The sequence below is a fragment of the Phaeobacter sp. B1627 genome (genome assembly GCF_006265095.1).
Classification (GTDB): Bacteria; Pseudomonadota; Alphaproteobacteria; order Rhodobacterales; family Rhodobacteraceae; genus Epibacterium.
This window is the reverse complement of record NZ_VCNK01000003.1, coordinates 60,908-86,708: the sequence shown is the minus strand read 5'-3', so window position 1 is coordinate 86,708 and position 25,801 is coordinate 60,908. Positions and strand designations below refer to the sequence as shown.

Genomic DNA, 25,801 nt, shown 5'->3' with positions numbered 1-25,801 from the left:
CCGCAGTGGTGCATACCCCCCCCCATAAATTTGCGTGCGCATAAATCTGATTATCCCCGCCGGTTGCAGTCCCGGAGGCCCGAGACTCTCAAAGCCCCCCCACCCCTTTTGCGCGCCGCTCGATCCGCTGTTTCCTGATGTCGTGGCAGGCCTTGCACAGCGATTGCAGCGCGCCGAACCAGAACAACGCGTAATCGTCGCGGTGCGGCACAATGTGATCCGCCACCGTGGCCAGTTGTTTGGGATGCGCCGAACACATCCGGCAGAGCGGCTCGGCCTCCAGCTGACGCCTGCGCCGCCCCGTCGGGCCCCGCCAGCCCTTGCTGTCGTACCACTTGCGGCTTGGCCTCACAGTCCGCCGCTTCGCCTCGGAGGGCCTGTCGCGATCCTGCTTTTCTGACCTGACATGGCGGTCACAATAGCCCGCACCAAGATCGATCAACCGGAAACATCCCGGATGCGCGCAGGGCTTTCTGGGCATCCCGCCCCCTCTCACTGATTTTCGGAGTGTACAACGCAAAAGCGCCCGCCGGTTTCCCGTGGGCGCAATTCGTGATGATGCATATTCATTGCCATGTGAGTGAGGTAAGGGTCAAGCGGTTTTTCAGGGCATCAAGTCAGAGCGTCAGGATGGTCCCATGGCAAACCTGCCCGCTCATCGCATCCAAAGCCCCCGCCAATGCCATCCGCACAGCCTTCACCGTATCCCCATAGACGGACCAGCCATGCGCTTGAAGAACATCGCGCAAGCTCTTGTCCTCTATGCAAACCATATCCACCAACCTGCGACTTGTGATCGAGATCCGGGATCCGCGCCTGGACGGGCGGACACGACGCACCTCGATCGCACAGCCCGTGCCAATCCGCCGCCGCAGCCGATCAATTTCCTCCCGGTCCCGCAACACGGCATCCATGAAGTCGCCACCACTGCCGGTGCCGCCGGACCGCAGACTCTCCACAGAAGAACACTTCAGACCGGCGCAGGCGTGGCGTTCAACCAGATCCCGGTAATGGCGCCCCATCGACACCTGACCGGGCGTGAGAGGCGCAGGCCTGTTCCCCCGCCGGGCCGCCGCCATCAGGTCAAACACATCTGAATTGCGGATCGCCGAACGGCCCCTGTAGCCGACAGGCTGGACCTCATAGCCATCAGCCCCGACCGGACGCAGCTCCATTGGCCGGAACACCTGGAATGGCCCCCGGGCCGGGGCCTGCGGTATCGCATCGCCACATGCCTCAGGCACCTTGCCCCGCGCCTTTACCAATGCGAACCGCTCCGCCTCCTTCAACAGACGCGCAACGCCATTCGACCCGACAACCACAACGCTCATGCGCCCACCTTTTCTTTTGCATTGATGATGTCCAGGCAGCGGGCCTCAGTCTTCAGGTAGCCTTGCTGCCATTGCGTTTCAGAAGCGGTGGCGCGGCCACTGGCCACCGCCCGACCGATCGCCGCCAGTTTGCCCCGGTTCCAGTCCGCCTCCTTGCGGATCTCGGCCATTGAATAGTCATTGGGCGGCGCCCCCCATTTTTTCAGATAGGTGAACAGCTCAACCAGAAAGCCGCCCTCCCGGGCCGCGCGGCCTGCGCCAGACTGCAGATAGGTCCGCACCAGTCGGCTCTCACTGGCAGGCGGCACTTGCAGCAACCGCGCCCAATTCATGATCGAGATCTCGGTGGGCCAGATCGTTTTCAGCTTGCCAGTGCCATGGCGCTCCACCACTTCCGCCAGCGCCACCAGCTTTTCCGCCTGCATATAGGCAAGCCGTGCCTCCAGGCTGGCAAGAAAGACCTGATGCTCCTCCAACCGAACCGCACGCCTGCGCTCCATGCCCCGCCGCTCCAGCGGGGTAATCAGAAGCGACCGAACCCGCGCCTTGCCGTCCTTCAGTTCCTGACCTTCCATTTCTGCCCCTTTCTCAGCAATTCCGAGTTATCCACAGCCACCGCCCCTGAACTGTCCGGCGACTGACCTTCTGTTTTGTTATGTCTTTGTCTCTGTCCCTGTCGTGCAGGACAGTCTGAGACTGTCCGAGACTGTCTTGAACTGTCCGCCGGACAGTCTTGGACACTGTCGGACAGTTATCGGACCGAGCCAGTGCGCGCCTGACCAAGGTCGAACATATGCGTCGACCAGGACCGCATGGCGCGCTCGATCCAGCTGGCGTTGCGGTATTCGCAGCCCTCCTGGATCAGCCATTCGTCCATCCAGCGAATGGCCGCGTCGTTCTTTGCCAGCTCGGCGTGATAGCCCGCCACTGTCATCCGCAAACGCTGCAGCCGCTTGGCGGCATTGGCCGCTTCATGCTTGGCCCGGTTGTCTTCCTTGCGCGACATGGCCTCTGTCAGCGACCTGAGCACCATCGGATGCATCAGCCGCACCTCACCGCCCTCGCAAATGCAGGGCGTCCATTTGTGCAACGGGCCGTAGTCCAGCTTGCACAGCGCCCGGAAGTGCCCCGGATCGATCATCAGAAGCTTGGCCAGCGTGTCGAGATCCTGCGGCAGCGTGCCCACCGGCGCCTGATCATAGGCGATGTTGATCAGATCGAAGTACAGCGCCCGGCACTCCGGCGTGCCCTTCAAGCGCATGTCCGAGTTCAGCCAGCGCCGCCGCTCCCAGGCCATGAAATAGTGACTATCCAGCCGGTCCTCGATGCCCAGCGGATACTCCGGCAAATCGTCGGTGGCGACCGGCTGCAACCCCACCGCGCCCAACATCACGCCGCCATCCCGAACAGGCTGGTGAGCTCTTCATCCAGCGCCTCGATCATCTGCGGGCCGTTGTCGCGCGCATGGCTGCAGGCCATTTTGCGATAGCGCCCGCCCCAGCCGCGATAGCGGCAGATCTGCGAACAGGTCTGCATCGAAGTCTCTGTAAACTCGGCCATATCCCGCAGGGTGCATTCACCCGCAGTGTCCTCGATCAGCCACCAGATCTGAAAGGCGATCCGCTCTGTCCTCGGCGTCCGCTGGCGCGCCATCATGCCGCCCCCCTGAGTTCGTGCTGGAAAAAGGTCACGACAGCGGGATCCGTCAGCATCATCAGCAAGGCCGTATGGCTCGCCGGTGCGGTCGTCGCAGCCCACCAGTTCAGGGCGGTCTGGAAGGAGACGTCGCAAAACAGCGCCACCTCGCGCGGACTGTGAAACCGCTGACGGAAATAGGCCGACCAAAGATCCGGCGCATGGGATTTCAACGCGAAGGGGTCAAACTGATTTGACCAAGATTTTGCTGTAGGGGACGTGCCAGGCTGGTCGCATGGCACATCATTGTTCACGATCAGGGTCAGACGCGGGCGGCTCATGCGGCGGCGTCCTTTCGCGTCGAAGGCTGCACCATCGCGAACCATGCAGTCCGGCACTCGACATTTCGAGCATCGCACAGAGTTCGAATGCCCAAATACCAAGACGCTGGGAATGCGCCCCGCGCGATTGCATTGCTGACCGCTGTCGGGCCAACACAGATCATGTCTGCGATCTCTTTGCGCCCGATCAAATCGGCAATCTGAGTAACGTTCATCATAAGTGCAATATCCACGTTTTGTGGATGCACTCAAGTCCACATTTTGTGGTTTGCACAAAATTCACAAAATGTGATCCAAAGAGACTATGAACCTAGCCAACAAATCCTACCCCGAGATCGCTGATCGCCTGCTGCGCATTCGCAAGGCGTTCGCACCCGATGCGAACCAGAAAGAGTGGGCAGCCAAGCACGGTTTCAACGCGACTCAGGTCAACAACTGGGAAAAGGGGGCCCGGCGCATCCCAGTGGAAAGCGCCGAACGGCTCTGCGAAACCTACGGTGTCACGCTAGATTTCATATACCGTGGAAGAAGAGATGGCCTTTCCGAGACTGCCTCGAAGGTTCTCTGATCACAGCGCCCTATGTGCCTGACGACGTGATCCAGTGGCACTTGCAACTCTTCTGCTATGTCAATCATCCTGTCTAATCTCTCGTCTACTAATTTCATACGCTCCTTGCCCGTTGCGTGTTCTCTTTTTGTTCCAGAGATAGAACTTCACAACAGGGCAGGTCAATCACTGTTCTCTACTGCCTCGAAAGAATCAATTCCCACATCCCCCTCCAAGTGAAAATCAACCGTAGATCCACCAATTGTGATTTTTTACTTGTAATATCCACTTTTTGTGAATTACAAAAGCCCCATCAAGCGATGGAGGATTGAATGCAAGACCAACCTACAAACATGCTACGTCACGCACAGCAGATCGCGGGATCACCTGAGGATCACCTCGACACTCCGCACCTGTTCACAACCGCCTGGGCAACGATGAAAGCCGCGCGCGGTCAGGCCTTTGACCCGGCGCGCCTGCAGGCTGCGCATCTGGTGGAACGCCCGGCTCCGACGCCGGAACCGACAGAGCAAGTGCTGGCCCGCACCGGGCAAAAGGTGCGCCGCTACATGGCTGAACAGAACATCACGCCCCGCGGCACCCATGCAGCGTAGGGCAAGGCGCGCCCGCAATGCCCAACCCTTCCTGCTTCAGTTTCGCACCCATGCGGGTCAGATCCCAAGGGCGCCGCCCTGGCCCCAAACCGAATAGCCGGTGCGCGCTGGAGGATTGCGCGCCGTGGCCAACACCGAGGTTTCGCACCCGTCTTGCGGTGCGGATCATGCGCGGGCGGCTCAATCCTCCAAATTGCCCACCGCCCGCGCCCCAAAACCAAAAGCCGAGCCGATGACGACAGATCCCACTCCCCTCGCCCGCGCGCTTGCGGTTACGGCGCTGCAGCACCGCTACGCGCGCTTCACCGCAGCCGGAGGCCTGCTGCAAGGCCCGGAAGACCCTGCTTGGACCTGGGATGAGGCGCAATGGATCGCCCACTTTGGCAACATCACTGGCGCTGGACCAAGTCGCATCGCTGCGATCGCGGATTGGCTCGCACGTGCAACGGCCAACATCTCCACCCGAGCCACCGATAGCCAGCTGGATTGCCCCTTTAACGATCAGCCGCAGCCGCTGTTGCCCCCGTCACCGAGAACTACGCCCTCTCGCTGACGCACTGGTGCGGGCTTCGACTGCGACCACTTTTATTCCAATGCCTGCGGTGTCTCCTTCCCACCGCCAGCATCGGGGGTGCGGCGCGTCGCCACTCACAAACCCAGCCGCGCCCCCGTCAAATCAACGAAGAGACCACCATGCCCACATCGCCCCGCATCCCCTTCGACCAAATGCCCGCGCCCCAGCAGGCCGGAATCCTGTGCAATGATCCGAGATTTCAGCGCTTCGCGGCCATGCGCTGCGGCCTGCCTGGTCAGCAATTCGGCGAAACAGCCGCCGCCGCCTATCTGCGCAACTGCTGCAAGATCACCAGCCGCAACGCGCTGTCCACGGACCCGACCGCCGCCAAAGCGTTTGAAGCCCTGAAAACGAGCTTTGACGGCTGGACCGGCAAGCAGGCGATGCCGCGCGGAAAGGGCCGGTAATGCAGCACGCAAAAGATGCGAAAGCCTGTGTAGCGGCACCCACTACACAGGGCCATGACAACAACAGCCGCCAACGCTCTGTAAAAATTGTACCATTTGGGCTTCGCGCTCTGTGGTTGCACTTCGCAAATCACCTTGAATTGAAACGCCTCGCCAAGCTGCACGTCCGCATCGAACTGAAGAAAGCGAACTTGGCCGATCTGATCGCGGAGCGGCAGGCCATCATGAACCGCTGCATCCGCCGGATGCGCCGCGCGAAGGGCAAGAACTGATATGAACGACATGAGCCTATTTGACCCTGCAAGTTTGGCCGCCGCACGCTCCGGCCCGGATCTGAAGGCCTTCGGACAAACCCGCCCGCGGATCGTGGACAGTTTCGCGGGTGGCGGTGGCGCCAGCACCGGAATTGAAATGGCCCTTGGCCTTTGGGATGAACGGGAGTTTGTCACCCTGGAGATCGACGGCAACACGTTTGTGATTGTCGATGTCGGGATGCGGATGCTGGCCCCGCGCGAACTATTCAACGCTCAGGGCTTCGCTGCAGACTACGTCATCGAGGGGATCTGGAACACGACCGACGACGATTGGAGTTTCAAAAGTTTCCCCAAAGATGTGCAAGTTCGGTGCGTTGGCAATAGCGTCTGCCCGCCGCTGGCCGAAGCTCTGGTGCGGGCAAACTGCTCGCAACTGATGGAACTGGAGACGCCAGGCGGTCTTCTGAACGGACATAAATGGAACAAGGCGCCACATGATCTGCAGAAAGGAGGGCCACCATGCCAGCCGTAACAGTCGAGAAGAAGGCCCTGCAATATCTGAAAACCTTCGAAACCGACGGGCGCGTCGTCAAGCGTGTGGTGATCGAAGGAAAACGAATAGAGCTGGAATTTGAAACCGAGCCGGAAGTCATTTCGGAATTTGACAAAGTGGATATGCGACATGGCAAAACGGGAACTTCCTAAATATATATATCGGCAGCGCAACGGCCTGTATTTTCAGCGGCGCCGCTGGCCATCACAAAAGATCCAATCGGCCTTCGGAAGCCCCGAGTTCTGGGCCGAATATGCAGCTATCCTGAAAGGGGAAGCCAAGCCCAAAGTGCTGCACCGCAATTTTTCCACGCTCATCCGAAGCTACCACAAGTCGCCGCGCTATCGGAACCTGAAGCCCCGAACTGCGCTGGACTATGACAAATACACCGTTTTTATCGAAGACCGGTTCGGGCCCCTAAATCCCGCGAATCTGCAACGCAAGGATGTGATCCGCCTGCGAGATCACAATGCAGAAAAGCCCTACTTCGCGAACTATGCCGTGAAGGTGATCCGCATATTGATGGAACACTGCATTGATCTTGGGTGGCGCAGCGATAACCCTGCAAAGGGCGTATCGCTGCTGAAATTGGACACAGAACCACGCCTGCCCTGGCCTCAAAGCCTTATCGACGGCTTCCGCAACGCCGCGCCGCTCGGCACCCGTGAACGTCTGTTGATGGAATTGTGCCTTGGATCGGGCCAGCGCATCGGGGACGTGCTGGAAATGCAGTGGAGTGACATTCAAGATGGAGGAATTGCACTCAAACAAAACAAGACCGGCAAGCGGCTGTGGGTGCCCATCGTGCCTTCGCTGCAGGAGGCGCTGGACGTAGCACCGCGCCGGTCACTGTTCATGCTGACAAACCACCGCGCGACCAACCGCTGGTCATATCGCGGCGCCTCGCAGGCCATTCGCAAGATCAGGGAGGATATCGGAGCGTTGAACTTCGACATCCACAGCTGGCGCTACAACGCTGCGTGCGAACTGGTCGAAGCGGGCTGCAATGACGAACTGGTGGCCGCAGTCACCGGGCAGAGTCCCAAGATGGTTGCTCACTACACCCAGCAGATCCGCCAGCGTGTGCGTGCCATCGAAGCCCAAAACCGTCGGCACAGACCATGACATCGCATCCTGTTTGTGCGCCGAAACCGAACAGAACAAAAACAGAATGTTTAGACATTTGCTTAGACGCAATCACAAGTCGCATCGGCAAGCTCTCTAAGTCATTGAATTTATTGGAGGCGAGTACCGGAATCGAACCGGTGTACACGGATTTGCAATCCGCTGCGTCACCACTCCGCCAACTCGCCTTGTCAATCACTAAAACGTGGCGGGTGGTGTCCTGCCACATTGTGTGCCTCGCTGTCTAGTAATGTTCCTGTTCCTTCGCAAGGGGCAAAACGCTCATCTGCGGTGAAAATCTCTTCGCACCACGGCGCTCCAGGGCGCTCCAGGACGCTGACAGTCCCGCAATGCTGGGGTGCTCGTTCGGCGCCATATCCGCGCTCTGTGGGGGGTGGCAGAGATCGCGTGCAGAGCCCAAACAGAACACTTGCCGCGATTTCGGTGGTCTGAAGGATGTATGACGGATGTCTGATGGCGGCCGCGAACCGAACGGGAACAGCATGCCACCCTGCCCTACGCACAACACATAGAACCGCATATCCATATGTTCGACAGGGTCAGCCTTTTCCAGGACGGATGACCGTCTGCCCTTCCCCAAGCACCCGCCTAGCCTCGCAAAACCGCGACCTTGCAAGCCACCAAGCCCAGGCGGACCCTTCAGATGTTGGTTCGCAGATGGATCTCGATGCGGATGCTTTCCTGTGAACCAAGCGTATCGCGATTGTCAACGATGCCCCTCAGACGACGCACCGCGCTGCGGACCAGATGGCCCGGGTTTTGCGCGATCACGCCGCTCAGCTCTTGTGCACGCAGGGCGGCTTCGGTGCAGGGGGTCATCTCATGGGCGATCTTGACGATCGAGCGATCCACCTGCAGATCCCGGAGCACAGACAGAGGCGCACGCGCTTCGGAGGCCATAACGTAGATGCCAACGATGTCCGGGTTATTCTCCAGGTTGGCAGCGATCACATCGCGCGCGCGGGCTTCGTTGCCATAGGTTTCGAGCGACGGCAGCGGTCTCAGCTGCGGGAAGCTCTCGTTCATAATTGCGTCAAAACCCAGACGCCGCTCCAGGCTGTCGCGCGACTGCATGCTCTCGGCGATGACCATGACCGTCCCGGACCGCTGACCGATACATTGCCCAAGCAGCAAGGAGGCCGTGGCCCCGGCGGCGCGATTGTCAATTCCCACCCAATGGTCTGTCATCATCGACTGATTGGAGACGAAGGGCAGAGCTGCGATCCCGCGCTCCTGCAGCCTGATAATGGCATCCCTCACCTGCGGTGTTTCCGGCGACATCAGCGCAACACCCGTCACCTCGGATTTATCCAACGCGCCGAGAAAGGCCGAAATGCTGTGCGGATCATTCTCGTCGATATGTTGCACCTCGCAAAGGACATGATCCGCCGAAAATATCTCCTGCGCTTCCTCAATGCGCGCAACGATCTGCTGCAGGAATTGGTCGCCCGAGGAAGGCAATGCAAACAGGAATCGGTAGCTTTTGGATTTCGCCAGGTTCGCCGCCTGCAGGTTCCGGACAAAGCCCAGCTCCTTGATCGCAAGGTTCACGCGATCGACCGTCTTTTGCGTCACACCATCGCGCCCATTCAGCACGCGGTCAACGGTTGCACGGCTGACGCCCGCCGCCTTCGCGAGATCTTTGGTGGTGGGACGCAACTGCGGGTTTGAGGGTATCAACGTCTTCATTTCGTACTTTTTATCAGGTGGTTACAAGAATTCAACGCAAGCCGACCTGCCGCGTTTCGACTGCGCTATAGCAAATTTTGAGGCACGTGTCTCAGATAATTCTTGTCCTGAGGCACGTGCCTCAATAATAAGGTTAACAGAGAGAGTCGCGGCGAGGAGGCTGCAGTCTCTCGAACTTCTGGGAGGATGAAGCCAATGAAAACGAAACTGATGATGACAGCCGCGACAAGCGCCATGCTTGTCTCTGGCCTGTCCGCCGCGGCGATGGCCGAAGATCTGACCCTGTGCTGGGCGGCATGGGATCCGGCCAATGCGCTGATCGAGTTGAGCAAGGACTTTGAGGCGCAATCCGGCCACACCATGAGTTTCGAATTCGTGCCATGGACCAGCTTTGCCGACCGGATGCTGAACGAGCTGAACTCCGGCGGTCAGCTGTGTGATCTGATGATCGGCGACAGCCAGTGGATCGGCGGCGGCGCCGAGAACGGTCACTACGTCAAGCTCAACGATTTCTTTGCGGCCAACCAGATCACGATGGATGATTTCATCCCGGCGACCGTGACAGGCTATGCCGAATGGCCAAAGAATACGCCGAACTACTACGCCCTGCCCGCCTTTGGCGATGTGGTCGGATGGACCTACCGCAAGGACTGGTTTGAACGGCCGGAGCTTCAATCCGAATTCACCGAAACCTATGGCCGCCCCCTCAGCGTTCCCGCCACCTTGGCCGAGCTCAAGGATATCGCGGAATTTTTTCAGGGTCGCGACATCGACGGCACCACGGTGTACGGCGCTGCGATCTATACCGAGCGCGGGTCCGAGGGGATCACAATGGGCGTCACCAATGCGCTCTACAACTATGGCTTTCAGTATGAGAACCCCGAAAAACCCTATGACCTTGAGGGGTTCGTGAACTCCGACGGTGCGGTTGCGGGGCTTGAATTCTACAAGTCGCTCTATGACGCAGGCTCGCCTCCGGGGTCATCCAACTGGTATATGGGCGAGAACATCGATGCCTATCGCTCGGGTCAGGTCGCGATGCAGATGAACTTTGCCTTTATCTGGCCCGGCGTCGAGGCGGACGAAAACGTCGGCGGCGGCAAATCCGGCTACTTCCCGAACCCGGCCGGGCCCGCTGGTCAATTCGCGCAACTGGGCGGTCAGGGGATCTCTGTTGTTGCCTATTCCGACAAACAGGACGCCGCACTGGAATACATCCAGTGGTTTGCGCAGCCCGAGGTCCAGGCCAAATGGTGGGAGCTGGGCGGCTACTCGGCACTCAAAGCCGTGGTGGAGGATCCCGGATTTGCCACCAGCCAACCCTATGCGCAGACGTTTCTCGACAGTATGGCGATCGTCAAGGATTTCTGGGCCGAACCCGCCTACGCGGATCTTCTGATCTCGATGCAGGAACGGCTGCACAACTATGTCATCGCGGGCGACGGCACCGCGAAAGAGGCCCTCGACGGTCTGGTGCGCGACTGGACCGAGGTGTTTGAGGACGAAGGCAAGCTCTGATCCTGCCGCCCCTGTCGGGCGCCCAACACGCGGGCGCCCGGTGCATGTTCCCCGCCCCCTCAAGCCTGCACGGCGGTGTGCCGCAGGTATTTCCAGACCTCTCGCATTGGTGCCGCGCGCCTTTGCGATACGGGTGCCATGCACCTTTGCTATATGGGTGCCTTGCACCTTTGCGATGAAGGACGCCTTCTCATGACAGACACGCCAATTGACAAGGCCGTGCAAAGGACGCCGGAGGGGATCTCCCGCCGCATCCGGGGCCTATCCGACCGCGCCATTGCCTGGATCTTCGTCGCGCCGACGATCTTTCTGCTGCTGGCCGTCAATATCTTTCCGCTGATCTGGACGATCCGGCTGAGCTTTACCAACTTCCGGGTGAACCGGCCGAACAATGATGTGGAGTGGGTGGGCTTGCGCAACTACCAACGCATCCTCACCGACCCGGACATCTGGAACACGATGCAGGCGACGGCGCATTTTCTGATCTGGACCATCATCCTGCAGGTGCTGATCGGCTTTGCCCTGGCGTTCCTGATCAACAAGAAATTCAAAGGCAATGACCTGTGGACGACGATCATTGTCTTTCCGATGATGCTGTCCCCGGCCGTGGTCGGAAATTTCTGGACCTTCCTCTATCAGCCTCAAATCGGGTTGTTCAATTACGTCATCGCCTTTTTCACCGGCGCCGATCCGGCAAGTTTTTCGATGATCGGCGATGTGCATCTGGCCCCCTGGGCGATCATTATCGCCGATACCTGGATGTGGACGCCCTTTGTCATGCTGATCTGCCTGGCCGGGCTGCGCTCCATTCCCGACAGCATCTACGAGGCCGCCGAATGCGACCGCGCCAGCAAGTGGCGCCAGTTCTGGACCATCACCATCCCCATGGCCCTGCCCTTTCTGATGCTGGCGGTGCTGTTCCGGGGGATCGAGAATTTCAAGATGTTCGACCTCGTCGTGCAGCTGACAGGCGGAGGACCCGGCAATACCACCACCCTGACCTCCATCGATCTCAAACGGGAGGCCTTTGAGAAATGGCGCACCGGCTATTCATCGGCCTATGCGGTGATCCTCTTCGTGACCGTCTTTGGCCTCGCCTCGATCTACGTCAAAGCATTGAACAAGGTGAAAGAGAGATGAGTTTTTCCGTCACAGAACCCAATCCGGCGACCAAGTGGCTGGCGGGGCTACTGGTGGTGGGCTACGCCGTCATCACGCTCATCCCGTTGCTGTGGATCATCGCCACGGGGTTCAAATCGCCAACCGATTCCATCGCCTACCCGCCCGTCGTCCTGTTCGAGCCGACGCTGGAGGGATATGTGAACCTGTTCACCGACCGGACCCGCGCGACGGAACAGATGCTGGCCGAAGCAGGCCCGCCGCAGACCTGGTACGACGAGATCGCGCGCGCACGCGGCACCGTGATTTCCGGCCCCTCCCGCTATGGCGAGCGCTTCCTGAACTCCGTCATCATCGGCTTTGGCTCGACGGCGCTCTGCATGATCCTCGGCACCGCAGCCGCCTATGCCTTCAGCCGGTTCCGGGTGCCGCTCAAGGATGACCTGTTGTTCTTCATCCTCTCCACCCGGATGATGCCACCGATCGCGGTGGCCATCCCGATCTTTCTGATGTTCCGCAATCTGGGACTGAACGATACCCATATCGGGATGATCCTGCTCTATACGGCCGTCAACCTGTCCCTGTCGGTCTGGCTGCTGAAAGGGTTCATCGATGAAATCCCGGTTGAATACGAAGAGGCGGCGCTGATCGACGGCTACACCCGGTTTCAGGCCTTCTACAAAGTGGTCTTGCCACAGGCCGCGACCGGCATCGCATCGACCGCCATCTTTTGCCTGATCTTTGCCTGGAACGAATACGCCTTTGCGGTGCTGCTGACCTCGGGCACCGCGCAGACGGCACCGCCGTTCATTCCCAACATCATCGGCGTCAACGGCAAGGACTGGCCAGCGGTCGCCGCCGGCGCCACGATTTTCCTCGTCCCTGTCATGGTCTTCACCGTCCTGTTGCGCAAACACCTGCTGCGCGGGATCACATTCGGAGCGGTCCGCAAATGAATACTGTCATCCGGTCCTTCCTGCGGGACGTGCTGCGCCTGCGCCGCGGCGCCTGGGAAATGCTTGCCTCGGTCCTGATTGCCGCTGGAGTCATCATGCTGATGCAGCCCCTGTCGGTGAGCCTATATACCTATTCTTTTCTGGTCACCCTTGTCGGCACGGTGATGTTCATCATCGTCAGCCATTTTCCGGAGTAGCCCCATGGCACAGATCAGAATTGAAAATCTGCGCAAGGATTTCGGCGCCTTCAATGCGGTCAAATCATCGACCTTCACGATTGAGGACGGCGAGTTCTTCATGCTGCTGGGCCCTTCGGGCTGTGGCAAGACAACAACCCTGCGGATGATGGCGGGCCTGGAATTGCCGACCAGCGGACTGATCTACATCGACGGCGAGGAGGTCGGACAGAAGCCCGCAAGCCAACGCGACATTGCCTTTGTGTTTCAGATGTTTGCGCTCTACCCGCATCTGAACGTCGGCAAAAACATCGCCTATCCGCTGATCTCACAGGGGATGCCAAGGCGGGAGGTGAAACAGAAGGTCGGAGAGATCGCCGAGATTCTGGGTATCACCGATATTCTGAACCGCCCGGTCGGCGGCCTGTCCGGCGGCGACCGCCAGCGCGTTGCCCTGGGCCGGGCCATCGTCCGTGATCCCAAGGCGTTTTTCATGGATGAACCTCTCGGGGCGCTGGATGCCGAGTTCCGCGAACATATGGCAGAGGAGCTGCGGGCGCTGCACGACCGGATGAACGCGACCACCGTCTATGTGACCCATGACCAGCTGGAAGCGATGCAGATGGGGGACAAGATCGTGGTGATGAACCACGGGGTGGTGGAACAATTCGGCGTCCCTCAGGACATTTACGACTGGCCCGCCACAAAATTCGTGGCCGAGTTCATCGGATCGCCGCCCATGAACTTTCTGGATTTTCACGGCATGGTCGGCACCGGCGAGACGCGGGTGTCGCTCGGCGATGCGGCTCTCGATATTCCCGCGCAACGCGAAGGGCGCAGCGGCGAGCTGACCTTCGGGGTCAAGCCGGAACATATCCGGCTGGCGGACAACGCGACCTATCGCGGGCGGATTGCCGCCACCGAGTATCTCGGGACGACCCAGATCGTGACGGTCGAGACCGCCCACGGATCGCTCAAGGCCCGGGTCGCCGCGTCACAGCGGGTCACTGTCGGGGATCACACCGGCCTGCATTTTGATGCGCGGACGATCACGATTTTCGACGCAACCACCGGGCGCGCCCTGCGGAGCGAGGCCAATGAAGGAGTGCTGACCCATGGCTGAAGTCTCTCTGAGCGGTGTGACGAAATCCTTTGGCGACGATCTGGCCCTGGCCGATGTGACGATGACGGTGCCGGACGGCTCTTTTGTGGTGCTGCTGGGGCCGACCGGGGCGGGCAAGACCACGACGCTGCGGATGGTGTCCGGACTGGACGTGCCCGACGCGGGCCAGATCCGGATCGGAGGCCGCGACATGGCGGGGCTCACACCCGCACAGCGCGACGTGGCGATGGTGTTTCAGCAATATTCGCTCTACCCGCATCTCACCGTCCGCCAGAATCTGGAATTCCCGCTGAAATCCCCCGTTCTGCGCACCCCCCCGGCCGAGATCGACCGCAAGGTGGGGGAAGTGGCGGAGGTTCTGCAGATCAGCCACAAGCTGGACAACAAGGCGACGGCCCTCTCCGGCGGCGAAATGCAGCGGGTCTCCATCGGGCGCGCCCTTGTGCGAAATCCGGCGGTCTATCTAATGGACGAACCGCTCAGCTCGCTGGACGCCAAGCTGCGCTCGGATCTGCGGATCGAGCTGAAGCGCATTCAGGCCAACTCCGGTGCCACCCTGCTCTACGTCACCCACGACCAGATCGAGGCCATGACAATGGCGACCCATGTGGGCGTTCTGGACAAGGGCAGATTGGTGCAATTCGGCACCCCGCGCGAGATCTACGAGAACCCGGTCAGCCTCTATGCCGCCAGCCGTCTCGGCCAGCCCCGGATCAATCTGTTGCCTGCTGATCTCTTTGCGGGGGCGCCCGAGGGGGCCAGGTCCATCGGGCTGCGTCCGGAACAGATCCTGCAGGGCGAAGGCAGCGACAGCATGGTGCGCCGCGTCGAGCACCTCGGCGATCAGACCCGCCTGCATCTGGTGTTCAGGGATCACGACCTCGTCACTGTCACCGATGCCCATACCAAACTCAAAGGGGGCGACATCGTCAAAATCCGCCCTCGCAATCCATATTATTTCGATGCCGCTGGCGCACGTATCGTCTGAGGGGGAGCACAATGAAGCAGTTCATCAACAACAAAGAAGACATCGTCACCGAGGCCATCGACGGCACGATTGCGGCCTCGGGCGGCAGGCTGACGCGGCTGGACGGCTACCCCCATATCCGCGTCGTGGTCCGCAGCGATTGGGACAAATCCAAGGTCGCTTTGGTGTCCGGCGGTGGCTCGGGACATGAACCGGCCCATGCGGGGTTTGTCGGACGGGGCATGCTGACGGCGGCGGTCTGCGGCGATGTCTTCGCCTCGCCCTCGGTGGATGCGGTATTGGCAGGTATTCTGGCGGTGACCGGCCCGGCAGGCTGTTTGCTGATCGTCAAGAACTACACCGGTGACCGGTTGAATTTCGGCCTCGCCGCAGAACGTGCCCGCGCCTTTGGCCACAAGGTCAGCATGGTGATCGTCGATGACGATGTGGCCCTGCCGGATCTGCCGCAGGCGCGGGGGCTGGCGGGCACGCTTCTGGTTCACAAGATCGCCGGCGCCATGGCCGAAAACGGCGCGGACCTCGACGCCTGTACGCGCGCCGCCGAGCGGGTGATCGGCAATTGCCGCAGCATCGGCATGTCGCTCGACACTTGCACCGTGCCCGGCTCCCAGAAAGAGGACCGCATCCCCGACGGCATGGCTGAGCTCGGTCTGGGCATCCACGGTGAGGCCGGCGTTGAACAGATCGCCTCCAGAGGCGCGCGATACTCGCTGGACAAGGTCGCCCAGAAGCTGATGGCGACCATGTCCGACACCCCGCATGCGGTACTGGTCAACAACCTCGGCGGGGCCTCTGTGCTGGAGATGTCGATCCTGACCCATGAACTGCTGGCGACCGAGCTGGGCCGCCGGATTGAACTGATCATCGGGCCGGATGCCATGATGACAGCTCTCGACATGCATGGGTTCTCGATTACGGCACTGGAACTGACGGAAAACGACGCGGAGCTGTTGCAACAACCCGTGGCCTGCAGCGGCTGGCCCGGCTGCAGGCCCATCGTCTCCCACTCCATCTTGCCTTTGCCGGACGGTCTGTCACCGATCCGTGCCCCGGCCTCAGAGCACGGGCTCACCCGGACGTTCCTGCTGGCCTGCTGTGACATCCTGATCGCCGCCGAGGCCGATCTGAACGCGCTGGACGCCAAATCCGGCGATGGCGATACCGGCTCGACGCTGGCGGGGGCGGCGCGGGCGCTGACCGAGGCCATGGACACGCTGCCGCTGGCGGATCATACCCAGCTCTACCGGGCGATCGGGCTGGAGCTGAGCCAGACCATGGGCGGATCCTCGGGCGTGCTGCTGGCGATCTTTTTCGCCGCTGCCGGTGATGCCTCCTCGGCAGGAAAGCCGATGCCCGATGCCCTGAAGGCCGGGCTGGCGCGCATGCGGCAGATCGGCGGCGCCAACCCCGGCGACCGTACCATGGTGGATGCGCTGTTTCCCGCACTTGACGCGTTGCCGCAGGGACTTGACCAAGCCGCCATTGCCGCCCGCGCGGGCGCCGATTACACGGCCACGCTCACCTCGGCCAAAGCGGGCCGCGCCACCTATATCAATGCAGAGCAGCTCGCAGGTCATACCGACCCCGGCGCCGAGGCGGTCGCACGCCTGTTTGAGCAACTCTCTGCCCGCTCTGCCGGAGGGTGAGCCGCAGAGCGTCGCGGGCCTGCCCCCAATCCTGCCCATTTACCCTGTGTTATCGGTATATCCGCTATGGTCTGGCCCGTGGCGCCCATATTGAGGGCGTCCGAACCGCGCTTGACCCTAGGATTGATCCCCTCATGTCGACCAATTTTTTGAAACCAATTGACCGGGGGGAAGCCCCTGGCCGGGCTGTCGCCGGACACAGCCGACCGCTGCGTTCACCCGTCCCAGAGGTGTCGCCATGGTAAAGTCACACAAGAGCGGCGGCAAAGGCAAGGATCACGACGACGACGGCTGTGGCGGGGGCGGCATGCCGTGTTTCACGCCCGGGGTCCGTATCGCCACGAAACGGGGGGCCGTGGCGGTGGAGGACTTGCGTCCCGGCGATCTGTTGCAGACCGCCGACAATGGCTATCAGCCCGTTCTCTGGGTCGGCCGCCGGGATCTGACAGCGGCAGAGCTGGATTTGATGCCTGAGCTGCGACCGGTCAAAATCCGCCCCGGAAGCCCCTTGGGCAACAGCGACTCCATTCTCGTCTCGCCGCAGCACCGGTTTTTCATACGCCGGTCGCTGCTCGGGGATTTATCTTCCCTGCGCGAGAGCTTTTTGCGCGCACGGCTCATGTGTCAGGTCGCACCGGAGACCGCCCGGGTACAGACGACGGACCGTGGCATCAGCTACCTCCATGTTCTGACCCCTCAGCACGAGGTGATTTTCGCAGACGGGATCGCCACCGAAACCCTGTGGCCGGGGCCGATGGCGCTCCGTGGCCTGTCCACGCAGGATCAGCACGAATTATTCACCCTCTTCCCTGACCTCCGGACAGCCATCGCGCCCGACCCGATCCGTAAAACCGACGATGATCGGGCTCTGGTCCGCCGGGCCTACGGAGGGCTCGCACGCCCGGACCTCACTGGCAGTGACCTGCGCGCCTTGAATTTCATGGCCCGGTGACTGCAGCCGTCTTTGGTCAATTCGCCGCACTTCGGCCTGCCATATATAGAAATTTACAGCATATTACGGCCAATCGGAAATTGATTTACAATTAAAGCCTTCTTTTCCCGTTACTTATTCACTTATTTTCAACTCGCATTATGATCCCTCACAGGATGGAGAAGATTTGACTCTATACGCAGTTCCGTGTGGAGTTCAGGCTGACAGATTAGTGAGGGAGGACCTGCCATGACCACGCCAGAGAGCGCGGTGTATCCGCCGTCAGAGGACATCGTAAAAAACGCCCATGTGGATGCGGCCAAATACGAGGCGCTTTATGCCGCTTCGCTGGAGAACCCGGATGCGTTCTGGGCGGATCAGGCAAAGCGGATCACCTGGATCAAACCCTTCAGCAAGGTCAAGAATGTCTCGTTTGACTTTGGCAATGTGGACATCAACTGGTTCGAGGACGGAACGCTGAACGTCAGCGAAAACTGCATCGACCGTCACCTTGCCAGTCGCGGCAGCCAGACCGCAATCATCTGGGAACCGGATGATCCGACCGAGGACGCCCGGCATATCTCCTACACGGAGTTGCACCAGAAAACCTGCCAGATGGCCAATGTGCTGACAGATATGGGCGTGACCAAGGGCGACCGGGTGGTCATATACCTGCCCATGATCCCGGAGGCCGCCTATGCGATGCTGGCCTGCGCCCGGATCGGTGCGATCCACTCCATTGTTTTTGCAGGCTTCAGCCCCGATGCGCTGGCGGCGAGGGTGAACGGCAGCGAGGCCAAGGTGGTGATCACCGCCGATGAGGCCCCGCGCGGCGGGCGCAAGACAGCGCTGAAATCCAACGCTGACGCGGCTCTGCTCCATTGCAAGGACACGGTGAAATGTCTCGTGGTGAAACGCACCGGAGGGCAGACCACCTGGATCGAGGGGCGCGACTATGACTACAATGCGCTGGCGCCGACCGCAGGCGACGACTTCCAGCCGGCCGAGATGAATGCCGAGGATCCGTTGTTCATCCTCTACACCTCCGGCTCCACTGGACAGCCCAAAGGCGTGGTCCATACCACGGGCGGCTATCTGGTCTATGCGGCCCTGACCCATGAGGTGACCTTTGATTACCACGACGGCGACATCTACTGGTGTACGGCGGATGTGGGCTGGGTCACCGGCCACAGCTATATCGTCTACGGGCCGCTGGCCAATGGGGCCACCACGCTGATGTTCGAAGGCGTGCCCACCTATCCCGATGCCGGGCGGTTCTGGGCGGTCTGCGAAAAGCACAAGGTGAACCAGTTCTACACGGCGCCGACCGCGATCCGCGCCCTGATGGGACAGGGTCCGGGATTTGTCGAGAAATACGACCTCTCCGACCTCAGGATCCTCGGCACTGTCGGCGAGCCGATCAACCCCGAGGCCTGGAACTGGTACAATGAGGTGGTCGGCAAAGGCAAATGCCCGATCGTTGACACCTGGTGGCAGACCGAGACCGGCGGCCATTTGATGACGCCCCTGCCGGGCGCCCATGCAACCAAACCCGGCGCGGCGATGAAACCGTTCTTTGGCATCGAGCCGGTGGTGCTTGATCCCCAGTCCGGCGCTGAGATCACCGGCAACGGTGTCGAGGGTGTGCTGTGTATCAAAGACAGCTGGCCCGGTCAGATGCGGACGGTCTGGGGCGACCACGAGCGGTTCGAGAAGACCTATTTCTCCGACTACAAGGGCTACTACTTTACCGGCGACGGCTGTCGGCGCGACGACGGCGGCGACTACTGGATCACGGGACGTGTCGACGATGTGATCAATGTCTCCGGCCATCGTATGGGAACCGCAGAGGTCGAGAGCGCACTGGTGGCGCATGCCGCCGTGGCCGAGGCCGCAGTTGTGGGATATCCGCATGAAATCAAGGGGCAAGGCATCTATTGCTACGTCACGCTGATGAACAACCGCGAGCCCTCGGACGCCCTGATGAAGGAGTTGCGCCAATGGGTCCGCACTGAAATTGGCCCCATTGCTTCGCCGGATGTCATCCAATGGGCACCGGGCCTGCCGAAGACGCGCTCCGGCAAGATCATGCGCCGTATTCTGCGCAAGATTGCCGAAAACGACTTTGGCGGCCTCGGGGACACATCGACACTGGCCGATCCGTCGGTTGTCGACGACCTGATCAAGAACCGCGCCGGGAAAGGGTGATCTGACATGAGTGTTGACGTAATGACCCGTCCCGCGGTGCTCATCCTTCTGGGGCCTCCCGGTGCGGGCAAGGGCACCCAGGCGCGGATGCTGCAGGATAAATTCGGGCTGGTGCAGCTCTCGACCGGTGATCTGCTGCGGGCGGCGGTCGCGGCGGGCACGCCAGCCGGGAAACAAGCCAAAGCGGTGATGGAAGCAGGTGGTCTGGTGTCCGACGACATCGTGATTGCGATCCTGAACGACCGGATCGCCGAACAAGACTGCCGCAACGGGGTGATCCTCGATGGTTTCCCGCGCACCACGGTGCAGGCCAAGGCGCTGGATGAGTTGCTGGCCTCGACCGGACAGCGGATCAATGCGGCGATCAGCCTGCAGGTCGATGACAGCGCTATGGTGGAACGCATTTCAGGGCGGTCCACCTGCGCCGGGTGCGGTGAGGGCTATCACGACACCTTCAAACCCCCAAAAGACGGCAACAGCTGCCAGAAATGCGGCAGCACGGAGCTGACCCGGCGCGCCGATGACACAGCAGAAACCGTGGCCGGCCGTCTGGAGGCCTATCACGCGCAGACCGCGCCTTTGATCTCATACTATGATGCGGCAGGCGTTCTGCAATCGGTGGATGCCATGGCAGAGATCGATCAGGTCGCCGGCGAGATGGCGACGGTGGTCAAATCGGTCATGAACTGATCTCGGGACCGGATGAGCGTATTTCAGGGACCCCGGGCGACCGGGGTCTTTTGATTTCCGCCGCAACATGTGGCAGGACAGAGTGAACCATCCCACCCATCCCTGAAAAAGCGCCGCCCCACCCTTCTGAAACATATAGGTATCTTTCCGAATGACGCAGATCAGCTTTGTTCCCGGACCTCACTCTCAGGCCGAATTGCGTCAGGCGCTGGGGTGTTTTGCAACGGGCGTTGTCATCGTCACAACCGAGAGCGCGCGCGGGCCACTGGCGATCACCGCCAACAGTTTCACCTCGGTCTCTTTGACACCGCCGCTGGTGCTGTGGTGCCCCGCGGTCCAGTCCAAACGGCACGACGCCTTTGTGACAGCCGCGCATTTTTCGATCCATATCGTGGCGCAACCCCATCTGGCGACGGCTCTGCATTTTGCGCGGGCCGGTGAGGATTTCGACACCCACGACTGGACCTATTCCCCGGAGGGCTGCCCCGCCCTGGCCGAGGCCCTGGTGCGGCTGGATTGCCGGCAGTATGCGCATCATCCCGGCGGCGACCACAGTGTGCTTCTGGGCGAGGTCATCCGCGTCAGTCACGGCAGCGATCTGGGCGATGGTCTGGTGTTCCACCAGGGAAAATACGGACAGTTTTCCGCCTAGAGACAGCAGCGCCCCTAGCCGGAACCATAGCGGCGCACCGGGGCAAGCGGCTGAATTGCGAGGACTTTCTCCGGGCAGGCCGAGGCGCACATGCCACAACCGGTGCAGAGCGCATCCTGAATTTCCAGCGTCGCCCCCCCTCGCCCAGATGAATGGCCCCGGTCGGGCAGGCCCAGTCGCATTGCCCGCAGAGGGTACACCCCGCAGCGACTGTAACGCAGCCCTGTGGCCCGGGCCCGGAGCCAGAGGAGGGCTGACGCGCGGCGCCATCCCCGACTGTCTCCTCTTCCTCAAGCATTGACCGCAGCGCCCGCTCGGAATGGAACAAAACGGCCTTCCCCGGCAGACCCGGGCGGGCGGCCACCGCCTCAACCAGATCCATTTGATGACGTATCAACCTGATATCAGGGGATAATTCCAGAAACACGCGCTGAAAGCCGTGCGAGAGTGCCGCGATGATCTGTTCAGGCCGCAAACATCCCCGATTGCAGACAGAAAGATGGGCAACCGTATAGGTGCCCAGAGAAAACAACGGTTCCGGATGTGGCGTCGGAGCGTTGTAATACAGAACAAGAGCCTGCGGCTCCCCCCCCAATTGTCGGCGCAGACGCGCCTCAAGGCACGACCGCTCCAGCGCAGCGGAACGTCGTGCGGTCTGCGGGGGCACATCCCCACAAAAACAAAGGCAACTCGTTAACCGGGACATTTTATCCCCTACCAAGGCGAGGGAGCAGCCCCTCGCATACTTTAATTACTCACTTTGTTTTATTAACAGATCGTTACTTTTATTGAGTATTGACGGAGCCCCGTCGAAAAAAATGATTGGGCTCCGCCAAAGGCTATCGTCACTAACCCTTTTACTTCAACGCGGCGTCAGTAATGGCGTGGGTCCAGGCCCCTTCCGGCGTTTTGGTGATGACAGGATCGGAGCCACCGGTCAGCAGCGTATCGACGGTGCGCTGATAGTCAGCCGAATCAAGCGATCCATTGCTGCCCGCGGTCAGTTTCGCGATCTCGCCCATCATGCGTTTCTGGTGCACTTCGGTCTGTGCGCCCGATGCATCGTTATCGAGCACGATCTCTGCCGCCTCATCCGGATTCGCCTCGGCATATTTCCAACCCTTCATCGAGGCGCGCACAAAGCGTTCCATCTTGCCCACGAAGTCCGGATCGGAGAGGTTGTCCTCCAGCACATAAAGCCCGTCCTCAAGCGTGGCGACACCCTGATCTTCGTATTTGAAGGTCACCAGTTCCTCGGGCGAGACGCCCGCGTCAATGACCTGCCAGTATTCATTGTAGGTCATGGTGGAAATGCAATCCGCCTGGCGCTGCAGCAACGGATCCACGTTGAAGCCCTGCTTCAGCACTTCGACACCCTCGGCGCTCTTGCCTTCGGTGGAAATACCCAGTTTGCCCATCCAGCTCATGAAGGGGAATTCATTCCCGAAGAACCACACACCCAGAGTGCGGTTGGCCAGATCCGCCGGCGCTGCGATGCCGGTGTCTTTCCAGCAGGTCAGCATCATGCCGGATGATTTGAACGGCTGCGCGATATTGACCAGCGGCAGACCTTTTTCGCGGGCCGCGAGGGCTGCGGGCATCCACTCCACCGTGACATCGGCCCCGCCCCCGGCGATCACCTGGGTTGGTGCGATATCCGGACCACCCGGCAGAATGGTCACGTCCAGATCTTCTTCGGAATAAAAGCCCTTGTCGAGGGCGACATAGTAGCCTGCGAACTGTGCCTGGGTGACCCATTTCAACTGCAACTTGACCTCATCCGCAGCCTGAGCGGCGGAGGTTGCCATCAGAGCCATGGCAGCGGCTGTGAGCGCGTATTTCATATGATTAAACTCCCTGTTGGTTATTGCGATAATCATGCGCGAGACGCGGCCGCCAAGCAAAACCTTTATCGTTGTCCAAACGGTAAAAAATCCGTCCTGCGCAAGCTTTGGGCGTCAGGACACAGGGTGAGTTTATCTCACGAGATCAGTGCCCTGCCCCATTCAGTTCGCGCCACCACCGAAAGGCGGAAGCGCGGGTCCGGCTAGCCTCGTTGCGAGGGGTGCCAGAAGGTCAGCATTTTCTCCATCACGGCAATCAGCCCGTAAAACAGCGAGCCCGCAAGGGCCGCGACCACGATCTCGGCCCATACCATATCCAGCGCCAACTGGCCGACCGAGGTGGAGATTCGAAACCCCATCCCCACGGTGGGCGAGCCGAAGAACTCGGCCACGATCGCCCCGACCAGCGCCAAGGTCGTCGAGATCTTGAGCCCGTTGAACACAAAAGGCAGCGCCGCGGGCAACCGCAGTTTGGTCAGAGACTGCCAGTAGGAAGCCGCATAGGTCTGCATCAGATCGCGCTGCATATCGGACGCTTCACGCAGCCCCGCGACGGTGTTCACCAGCATGGGAAAGAACACCATCACCACAACCACCGCCGCCTTGGACTGCCAGTCAAAGCCGAACCACATCACCAGAATGGGCGCGGTGCCGACGATGGGCAGGGCTGCGACGAAATTGCCGACCGGCAACAGTCCGCGGCGCAGGAAATCGCTGCGGTCCACGAGGATCGCGGTCAGAACCGCCGCGCCGCACCCGATGACATAGCCGCCCAGGGCGCCCTTGAGGATGGTTTGTGAAAAATCGGCCCAGAGAATGGCCAGGCTGCCCGCAAACCGCGCCGCAATCAGCGAGGGCGCAGGCAGGATCACCATCGGCACCCCAAGGCCCCGCACCAGCAATTCCCACACGATCAGAAGGGTCAGCCCGAAGATGGCAGGCACCGCCAGTTTGACGGCGCGCGTCTCGGACTGCGCCCCATTGGCGAGGCGCGCATTGATCCACCAGCCCAGAGCCCAGATCAAAACGACGAGCAGAAGCATAACAAGGGTCATGACTTCACCCCCATCCGCCCCAGCAGGGTCCGTTCGACCAATCCCAGAAGCGCCACCAGCAGCCCCGCGAGGATGGCGGCCGCAAAGAGCGCCGACCAGATCTGCACGGTCTGCCCATAGTAGCTCCCCGCCAGCAGACGCGCGCCCAGCCCGGCGACGGCCCCGGTGGGCAATTCGCCCACAATCGCCCCCACAAGCGAGGCTGCGATGCCGATTTTGAGCGAGGCAAAGAGATAGGGCATCGAAGACGGCAGCCTGAGTTTCCAGAACAGCTGCCCCCCGGACGCCCCATAGGTCCGCATCAGGTCAAGCTGCATCTGATCCGGGCTGCGCAACCCCTTGACCATGCCGACAACCACCGGAAAGAAACTGAGATATGCTGCGATGATCGCCTTGGGCAGGAGACCCTGCACCCCGATCGAATAGAGCACCACGATGATCATCGGCGCCAGCGCGATGATCGGAATCGTCTGGCTGACAATGGCCCATGGCATCACCGACATATCCATGACGCGGGAATGGACGATCCCGACCGACAGCAGGATGCCGAGCCCGGTTCCGAGCGCAAACCCCAGAAGGGTCGCGGACAGCGTGACATGCGCGTGGTAGATGAGACTGCGTTTCGAGGTGACTTTTTTCATCACCGTCGTCTGCCACAGCTCTGTCACCACCTGATGCGGCGCAGGCAAACGCGGCCGATCAACGGACCAGACGCGATTGATCGCAAACGTATTTTTCGCCACCAACCCAAGGGCGGCGGCGTCACGACGGGCGTTTGCTGTGTCCGGCACAACCTTTTCGCCCGCGCGCTGAGCCTGATCCAACACGCCTTTGATATTCATCGGAACACATGCAAGATACCAGATCACCACGATCCCGGCGACAACGGTCAGGACAGAGAAAACCGTCTTCATCCCCTGCCCTCCCGGCGCTTCTGTTCAATCATGGCCATGCCCCGCGCGCAGCCCTTCGCGGACACGATGGGCGATCTCGATGAACTCGGCCGAGTCGCGAATGTCCAGCGGACGTTCCTTTGGCAACGGGCTGTCGATAATCTCGTGGATGCGGCCCGGACGCGGCGACATCACCACGATCTTGGTCGAGAGATACACCGCTTCGGGAATGGAATGCGTGACAAAACCGATGGTCTTGTTGGTGCGCGCCCACAGCTTGAGCAGCTGCTCGTTGAGGTGATCGCGCACGATCTCGTCCAAGGCGCCGAAGGGTTCGTCCATCAACAGCAAATCCGCGTCAAACGCCAGCGCACGGGCAATGGACGCGCGCTGCTGCATGCCGCCCGACAGCTGCCAAGGAAACTTGCCGCCAAAGCCCGAAAGCTCGACAAGCTCCAGCACCTCGGCCACGCGCCTGTCTTGCTCGGCTTTGGAATATCCCATGATTTCAAGGGGGAGCTTGATGTTCTTTGAGATGGTCCGCCAGGGATAGAGCCCCGCCGCCTGAAAGACATAGCCATAGGCGCGCTGTTTGCGGGCCTCTTCGGGCGTCATGCCATTCACCGTCAGACTGCCTCCGGTGGGGGTCTCAAGCGCGGCGATGCAGCGCAGGAAGGTGGTTTTGCCGCAGCCCGACGGCCCGATGAACGAAACAAAATCGCCCTTGTCGATGGTGAGGTTGATGTCCTTCAGCGCCTGCACGGAGGTGGCGCCGGAGCCGAACACAAGGTTCAGCGCGCGGGCTTCGATGACGGGTTGAGCGGCGTTCGGAACGCTGTCTACCTGAGAAGTGGTTTTCATATTTATTTCATTGCCTTGGTCAGAAAAACGGGGACCTCTTCGGCCCCCGT

General features: G+C 60.8%; 31 protein-coding genes and 1 tRNA gene. 19 read left to right on the top strand and 13 right to left on the bottom strand.

The annotated features are described in order from the left end of the window. Positions 1-88: 88 nt before the first annotated feature. The 6 genes from FGE21_RS20285 to FGE21_RS02200 form a co-directional block, all read right to left on the bottom strand. Positions 89-481 (bottom strand): HNH endonuclease, encoded by a 393-nt coding sequence (locus FGE21_RS20285; RefSeq protein WP_139661290.1) that lies wholly within the window; start codon positions 479-481, stop codon positions 89-91. Between the two features lie 136 nt (positions 482-617). Then, the gene (locus tag FGE21_RS02220; RefSeq protein ID WP_139661288.1) at positions 618-1,331 is read right to left on the bottom strand and encodes a hypothetical protein; all 714 of its coding nucleotides are present in this window, start codon (positions 1,329-1,331) and stop codon (positions 618-620) included. Then, entirely contained in the window at positions 1,328-1,906 is a 579-nt protein-coding gene (locus FGE21_RS02215) for a hypothetical protein (protein ID WP_139661286.1), read from the bottom strand. The genes FGE21_RS02220 and FGE21_RS02215 overlap by 4 nt, the downstream gene beginning before the upstream one ends. 176 nt (positions 1,907-2,082) lie before the next feature. Further along, a complete protein-coding gene (locus tag FGE21_RS02210) occupies positions 2,083-2,721 on the bottom strand; it encodes a hypothetical protein (RefSeq protein WP_255731243.1) in 639 nt (212 codons plus the stop codon). Beyond that, positions 2,721-2,987: a hypothetical protein gene (locus tag FGE21_RS02205; protein ID WP_139661285.1), complete on the bottom strand. Its 267-nt coding sequence runs from the start codon at positions 2,985-2,987 to the stop codon at positions 2,721-2,723. Before FGE21_RS02205 ends, FGE21_RS02210 begins: the two co-directional genes overlap by 1 nt. Beyond that, positions 2,984-3,307, bottom strand: a complete 324-nt coding sequence (locus FGE21_RS02200) for a hypothetical protein (RefSeq protein ID WP_139661283.1) — start codon at positions 3,305-3,307, stop codon at positions 2,984-2,986. The genes FGE21_RS02205 and FGE21_RS02200 overlap by 4 nt, the downstream gene beginning before the upstream one ends. 304 nt (positions 3,308-3,611) lie before the next feature. Between FGE21_RS02200 and FGE21_RS02190 the strand changes: the two genes are divergently transcribed. The 8 genes from FGE21_RS02190 (at position 3,612) to FGE21_RS02155 (ending at position 7,381) form a co-directional block, all read left to right on the top strand. After that, positions 3,612-3,875 carry a helix-turn-helix domain-containing protein gene (locus FGE21_RS02190; protein ID WP_176695347.1) on the top strand — a complete coding sequence of 88 codons (264 nt, stop codon included), beginning with the start codon at positions 3,612-3,614 and terminating at the stop codon, positions 3,873-3,875. Between the two features lie 311 nt (positions 3,876-4,186). Beyond that, complete coding sequence (locus FGE21_RS02185; protein WP_139661282.1) at positions 4,187-4,468, top strand: hypothetical protein; 282 nt, start codon at positions 4,187-4,189, stop codon at positions 4,466-4,468. Positions 4,469-4,592: 124 nt separating this feature from the next. After that, positions 4,593-5,021, top strand: a complete 429-nt coding sequence (locus FGE21_RS02180; protein ID WP_139661280.1) for a hypothetical protein — start codon at positions 4,593-4,595, stop codon at positions 5,019-5,021. Between the two features lie 140 nt (positions 5,022-5,161). Continuing rightward, positions 5,162-5,449 (top strand): hypothetical protein, encoded by a 288-nt coding sequence (locus FGE21_RS02175; protein ID WP_139661278.1) that lies wholly within the window; start codon positions 5,162-5,164, stop codon positions 5,447-5,449. Then, positions 5,449-5,721, top strand: coding sequence for a hypothetical protein (locus FGE21_RS02170; protein ID WP_139661277.1), 273 nt, complete (start codon positions 5,449-5,451; stop codon positions 5,719-5,721). Before FGE21_RS02175 ends, FGE21_RS02170 begins: the two co-directional genes overlap by 1 nt. Before the next feature lie 10 nt (positions 5,722-5,731). Further along, the gene (locus FGE21_RS20280) at positions 5,732-6,235 is read left to right on the top strand and encodes a DNA cytosine methyltransferase (RefSeq protein WP_255731241.1); all 504 of its coding nucleotides are present in this window, start codon (positions 5,732-5,734) and stop codon (positions 6,233-6,235) included. Next, positions 6,223-6,408 (top strand): hypothetical protein, encoded by a 186-nt coding sequence (locus FGE21_RS02160; RefSeq protein ID WP_139661275.1) that lies wholly within the window; start codon positions 6,223-6,225, stop codon positions 6,406-6,408. Before FGE21_RS20280 ends, FGE21_RS02160 begins: the two co-directional genes overlap by 13 nt. Continuing rightward, on the top strand, positions 6,386-7,381 hold the full coding sequence (locus tag FGE21_RS02155; protein ID WP_139661274.1) for a tyrosine-type recombinase/integrase: 996 nt from the start codon (positions 6,386-6,388) through the stop codon (positions 7,379-7,381). Before FGE21_RS02160 ends, FGE21_RS02155 begins: the two co-directional genes overlap by 23 nt. Before the next feature lie 114 nt (positions 7,382-7,495). On the opposite strand, the gene FGE21_RS02150 is transcribed toward FGE21_RS02155, so the two are convergent. Together FGE21_RS02150 and FGE21_RS02145 are read right to left on the bottom strand one after the other, a co-directional pair. Next, a tRNA-Cys gene (locus FGE21_RS02150) sits at positions 7,496-7,569 on the bottom strand. A 472-nt stretch (positions 7,570-8,041) separates the two neighbouring features. Beyond that, positions 8,042-9,091, bottom strand: coding sequence for a LacI family DNA-binding transcriptional regulator (locus FGE21_RS02145; protein WP_139661272.1), 1,050 nt, complete (start codon positions 9,089-9,091; stop codon positions 8,042-8,044). A 195-nt stretch (positions 9,092-9,286) separates the two neighbouring features. Here FGE21_RS02145 and FGE21_RS02140 point away from each other — a divergent pair, with 195 nt between their 5' ends. The 11 genes from FGE21_RS02140 (at position 9,287) to FGE21_RS02090 (ending at position 21,098) form a co-directional block, all read left to right on the top strand. Further along, entirely contained in the window at positions 9,287-10,609 is a 1,323-nt protein-coding gene (locus FGE21_RS02140; protein WP_139661271.1) for an ABC transporter substrate-binding protein, read from the top strand. A 192-nt stretch (positions 10,610-10,801) separates the two neighbouring features. Beyond that, the gene (locus tag FGE21_RS02135; RefSeq protein WP_139661269.1) at positions 10,802-11,749 is read left to right on the top strand and encodes a carbohydrate ABC transporter permease; all 948 of its coding nucleotides are present in this window, start codon (positions 10,802-10,804) and stop codon (positions 11,747-11,749) included. After that, entirely contained in the window at positions 11,746-12,684 is a 939-nt protein-coding gene (locus FGE21_RS02130; RefSeq protein ID WP_139661267.1) for a carbohydrate ABC transporter permease, read from the top strand. Before FGE21_RS02135 ends, FGE21_RS02130 begins: the two co-directional genes overlap by 4 nt. Further along, entirely contained in the window at positions 12,681-12,881 is a 201-nt protein-coding gene (locus FGE21_RS02125; RefSeq protein ID WP_176695346.1) for a hypothetical protein, read from the top strand. Before FGE21_RS02130 ends, FGE21_RS02125 begins: the two co-directional genes overlap by 4 nt. A gap of 4 nt (positions 12,882-12,885) precedes the next feature. Beyond that, on the top strand, positions 12,886-13,983 hold the full coding sequence (locus tag FGE21_RS02120) for an ABC transporter ATP-binding protein (RefSeq protein ID WP_139661265.1): 1,098 nt from the start codon (positions 12,886-12,888) through the stop codon (positions 13,981-13,983). Beyond that, entirely contained in the window at positions 13,976-14,971 is a 996-nt protein-coding gene (locus tag FGE21_RS02115; protein WP_139661264.1) for an ABC transporter ATP-binding protein, read from the top strand. Before FGE21_RS02120 ends, FGE21_RS02115 begins: the two co-directional genes overlap by 8 nt. A gap of 11 nt (positions 14,972-14,982) precedes the next feature. Continuing rightward, positions 14,983-16,617: a dihydroxyacetone kinase subunit DhaK gene (locus FGE21_RS02110; protein ID WP_139661262.1), complete on the top strand. Its 1,635-nt coding sequence runs from the start codon at positions 14,983-14,985 to the stop codon at positions 16,615-16,617. A gap of 238 nt (positions 16,618-16,855) precedes the next feature. Next, complete coding sequence (locus FGE21_RS02105; protein ID WP_139661260.1) at positions 16,856-17,569, top strand: Hint domain-containing protein; 714 nt, start codon at positions 16,856-16,858, stop codon at positions 17,567-17,569. 228 nt (positions 17,570-17,797) lie between these two features. Then, positions 17,798-19,756 (top strand): acetate--CoA ligase, encoded by a 1,959-nt coding sequence (gene acs / locus FGE21_RS02100; protein ID WP_139661259.1) that lies wholly within the window; start codon positions 17,798-17,800, stop codon positions 19,754-19,756. Positions 19,757-19,762: 6 nt separating this feature from the next. Beyond that, positions 19,763-20,446, top strand: coding sequence for an adenylate kinase (locus tag FGE21_RS02095; RefSeq protein WP_139661257.1), 684 nt, complete (start codon positions 19,763-19,765; stop codon positions 20,444-20,446). A 151-nt stretch (positions 20,447-20,597) separates the two neighbouring features. Next, complete coding sequence (locus tag FGE21_RS02090; RefSeq protein ID WP_139661255.1) at positions 20,598-21,098, top strand: flavin reductase family protein; 501 nt, start codon at positions 20,598-20,600, stop codon at positions 21,096-21,098. 14 nt (positions 21,099-21,112) lie between these two features. Here the strand turns inward: FGE21_RS02090 and FGE21_RS20275 are convergent, their stop codons facing one another. The 5 genes from FGE21_RS20275 to FGE21_RS02065 all read right to left on the bottom strand — a co-directional run bounded on the left by FGE21_RS20275 (position 21,113) and on the right by FGE21_RS02065 (position 25,757). Continuing rightward, positions 21,113-21,280: a 4Fe-4S dicluster domain-containing protein gene (locus FGE21_RS20275; RefSeq protein WP_255731244.1), complete on the bottom strand. Its 168-nt coding sequence runs from the start codon at positions 21,278-21,280 to the stop codon at positions 21,113-21,115. Positions 21,281-21,955: 675 nt separating this feature from the next. Beyond that, positions 21,956-22,942, bottom strand: a complete 987-nt coding sequence (locus FGE21_RS02080) for an ABC transporter substrate-binding protein (RefSeq protein WP_139661254.1) — start codon at positions 22,940-22,942, stop codon at positions 21,956-21,958. A 203-nt stretch (positions 22,943-23,145) separates the two neighbouring features. Continuing rightward, complete coding sequence (locus FGE21_RS02075; protein WP_139661252.1) at positions 23,146-23,997, bottom strand: ABC transporter permease; 852 nt, start codon at positions 23,995-23,997, stop codon at positions 23,146-23,148. Continuing rightward, positions 23,994-24,911, bottom strand: coding sequence for an ABC transporter permease (locus tag FGE21_RS02070; RefSeq protein WP_139661251.1), 918 nt, complete (start codon positions 24,909-24,911; stop codon positions 23,994-23,996). Before FGE21_RS02070 ends, FGE21_RS02075 begins: the two co-directional genes overlap by 4 nt. Before the next feature lie 24 nt (positions 24,912-24,935). Continuing rightward, positions 24,936-25,757, bottom strand: a complete 822-nt coding sequence (locus FGE21_RS02065; RefSeq protein WP_370285374.1) for an ABC transporter ATP-binding protein — start codon at positions 25,755-25,757, stop codon at positions 24,936-24,938. Between the last annotated feature and the right edge of the window lie 44 nt (positions 25,758-25,801).

What these genes read in the sequence shown, in the direction of transcription:
- FGE21_RS02125 (WP_176695346.1), top strand. Translation starts at nt 12,681, where the DNA reads ATGAATACTGTCATCCGGTCCTTCCTGCGGGACGTGCTGCGCCTGCGC.
- FGE21_RS02135 (WP_139661269.1), top strand. Translation starts at nt 10,802, where the DNA reads ATGACAGACACGCCAATTGACAAGGCCGTGCAAAGGACGCCGGAGGGG.
- FGE21_RS02070 (WP_139661251.1), bottom strand. Translation starts at nt 24,911, where the DNA reads ATGAAGACGGTTTTCTCTGTCCTGACCGTTGTCGCCGGGATCGTGGTG.
- FGE21_RS02160 (WP_139661275.1), top strand. Translation starts at nt 6,223, where the DNA reads ATGCCAGCCGTAACAGTCGAGAAGAAGGCCCTGCAATATCTGAAAACC.
- acs (WP_139661259.1), top strand. Translation starts at nt 17,798, where the DNA reads ATGACCACGCCAGAGAGCGCGGTGTATCCGCCGTCAGAGGACATCGTA.
- FGE21_RS20275 (WP_255731244.1), bottom strand. Translation starts at nt 21,280, where the DNA reads ATGCGACTGGGCCTGCCCGACCGGGGCCATTCATCTGGGCGAGGGGGG.
- FGE21_RS20280 (WP_255731241.1), top strand. Translation starts at nt 5,732, where the DNA reads ATGAGCCTATTTGACCCTGCAAGTTTGGCCGCCGCACGCTCCGGCCCG.
- FGE21_RS02170 (WP_139661277.1), top strand. Translation starts at nt 5,449, where the DNA reads ATGCAGCACGCAAAAGATGCGAAAGCCTGTGTAGCGGCACCCACTACA.
- FGE21_RS02175 (WP_139661278.1), top strand. Translation starts at nt 5,162, where the DNA reads ATGCCCACATCGCCCCGCATCCCCTTCGACCAAATGCCCGCGCCCCAG.
- FGE21_RS02130 (WP_139661267.1), top strand. Translation starts at nt 11,746, where the DNA reads ATGAGTTTTTCCGTCACAGAACCCAATCCGGCGACCAAGTGGCTGGCG.
- FGE21_RS02090 (WP_139661255.1), top strand. Translation starts at nt 20,598, where the DNA reads ATGACGCAGATCAGCTTTGTTCCCGGACCTCACTCTCAGGCCGAATTG.
- FGE21_RS20285 (WP_139661290.1), bottom strand. Translation starts at nt 481, where the DNA reads ATGCCCAGAAAGCCCTGCGCGCATCCGGGATGTTTCCGGTTGATCGAT.
- FGE21_RS02080 (WP_139661254.1), bottom strand. Translation starts at nt 22,942, where the DNA reads ATGAAATACGCGCTCACAGCCGCTGCCATGGCTCTGATGGCAACCTCC.
- FGE21_RS02155 (WP_139661274.1), top strand. Translation starts at nt 6,386, where the DNA reads ATGGCAAAACGGGAACTTCCTAAATATATATATCGGCAGCGCAACGGC.
- FGE21_RS02210 (WP_255731243.1), bottom strand. Translation starts at nt 2,721, where the DNA reads ATGTTGGGCGCGGTGGGGTTGCAGCCGGTCGCCACCGACGATTTGCCG.
- FGE21_RS02205 (WP_139661285.1), bottom strand. Translation starts at nt 2,987, where the DNA reads ATGATGGCGCGCCAGCGGACGCCGAGGACAGAGCGGATCGCCTTTCAG.
- FGE21_RS02120 (WP_139661265.1), top strand. Translation starts at nt 12,886, where the DNA reads ATGGCACAGATCAGAATTGAAAATCTGCGCAAGGATTTCGGCGCCTTC.
- FGE21_RS02215 (WP_139661286.1), bottom strand. Translation starts at nt 1,906, where the DNA reads ATGGAAGGTCAGGAACTGAAGGACGGCAAGGCGCGGGTTCGGTCGCTT.
- FGE21_RS02115 (WP_139661264.1), top strand. Translation starts at nt 13,976, where the DNA reads ATGGCTGAAGTCTCTCTGAGCGGTGTGACGAAATCCTTTGGCGACGAT.
- FGE21_RS02220 (WP_139661288.1), bottom strand. Translation starts at nt 1,331, where the DNA reads ATGAGCGTTGTGGTTGTCGGGTCGAATGGCGTTGCGCGTCTGTTGAAG.
- FGE21_RS02105 (WP_139661260.1), top strand. Translation starts at nt 16,856, where the DNA reads ATGGTAAAGTCACACAAGAGCGGCGGCAAAGGCAAGGATCACGACGAC.
- FGE21_RS02190 (WP_176695347.1), top strand. Translation starts at nt 3,612, where the DNA reads ATGAACCTAGCCAACAAATCCTACCCCGAGATCGCTGATCGCCTGCTG.
- FGE21_RS02095 (WP_139661257.1), top strand. Translation starts at nt 19,763, where the DNA reads ATGAGTGTTGACGTAATGACCCGTCCCGCGGTGCTCATCCTTCTGGGG.
- FGE21_RS02145 (WP_139661272.1), bottom strand. Translation starts at nt 9,091, where the DNA reads ATGAAGACGTTGATACCCTCAAACCCGCAGTTGCGTCCCACCACCAAA.
- FGE21_RS02140 (WP_139661271.1), top strand. Translation starts at nt 9,287, where the DNA reads ATGAAAACGAAACTGATGATGACAGCCGCGACAAGCGCCATGCTTGTC.
- FGE21_RS02075 (WP_139661252.1), bottom strand. Translation starts at nt 23,997, where the DNA reads ATGACCCTTGTTATGCTTCTGCTCGTCGTTTTGATCTGGGCTCTGGGC.
- FGE21_RS02110 (WP_139661262.1), top strand. Translation starts at nt 14,983, where the DNA reads ATGAAGCAGTTCATCAACAACAAAGAAGACATCGTCACCGAGGCCATC.
- FGE21_RS02185 (WP_139661282.1), top strand. Translation starts at nt 4,187, where the DNA reads ATGCAAGACCAACCTACAAACATGCTACGTCACGCACAGCAGATCGCG.
- FGE21_RS02200 (WP_139661283.1), bottom strand. Translation starts at nt 3,307, where the DNA reads ATGAGCCGCCCGCGTCTGACCCTGATCGTGAACAATGATGTGCCATGC.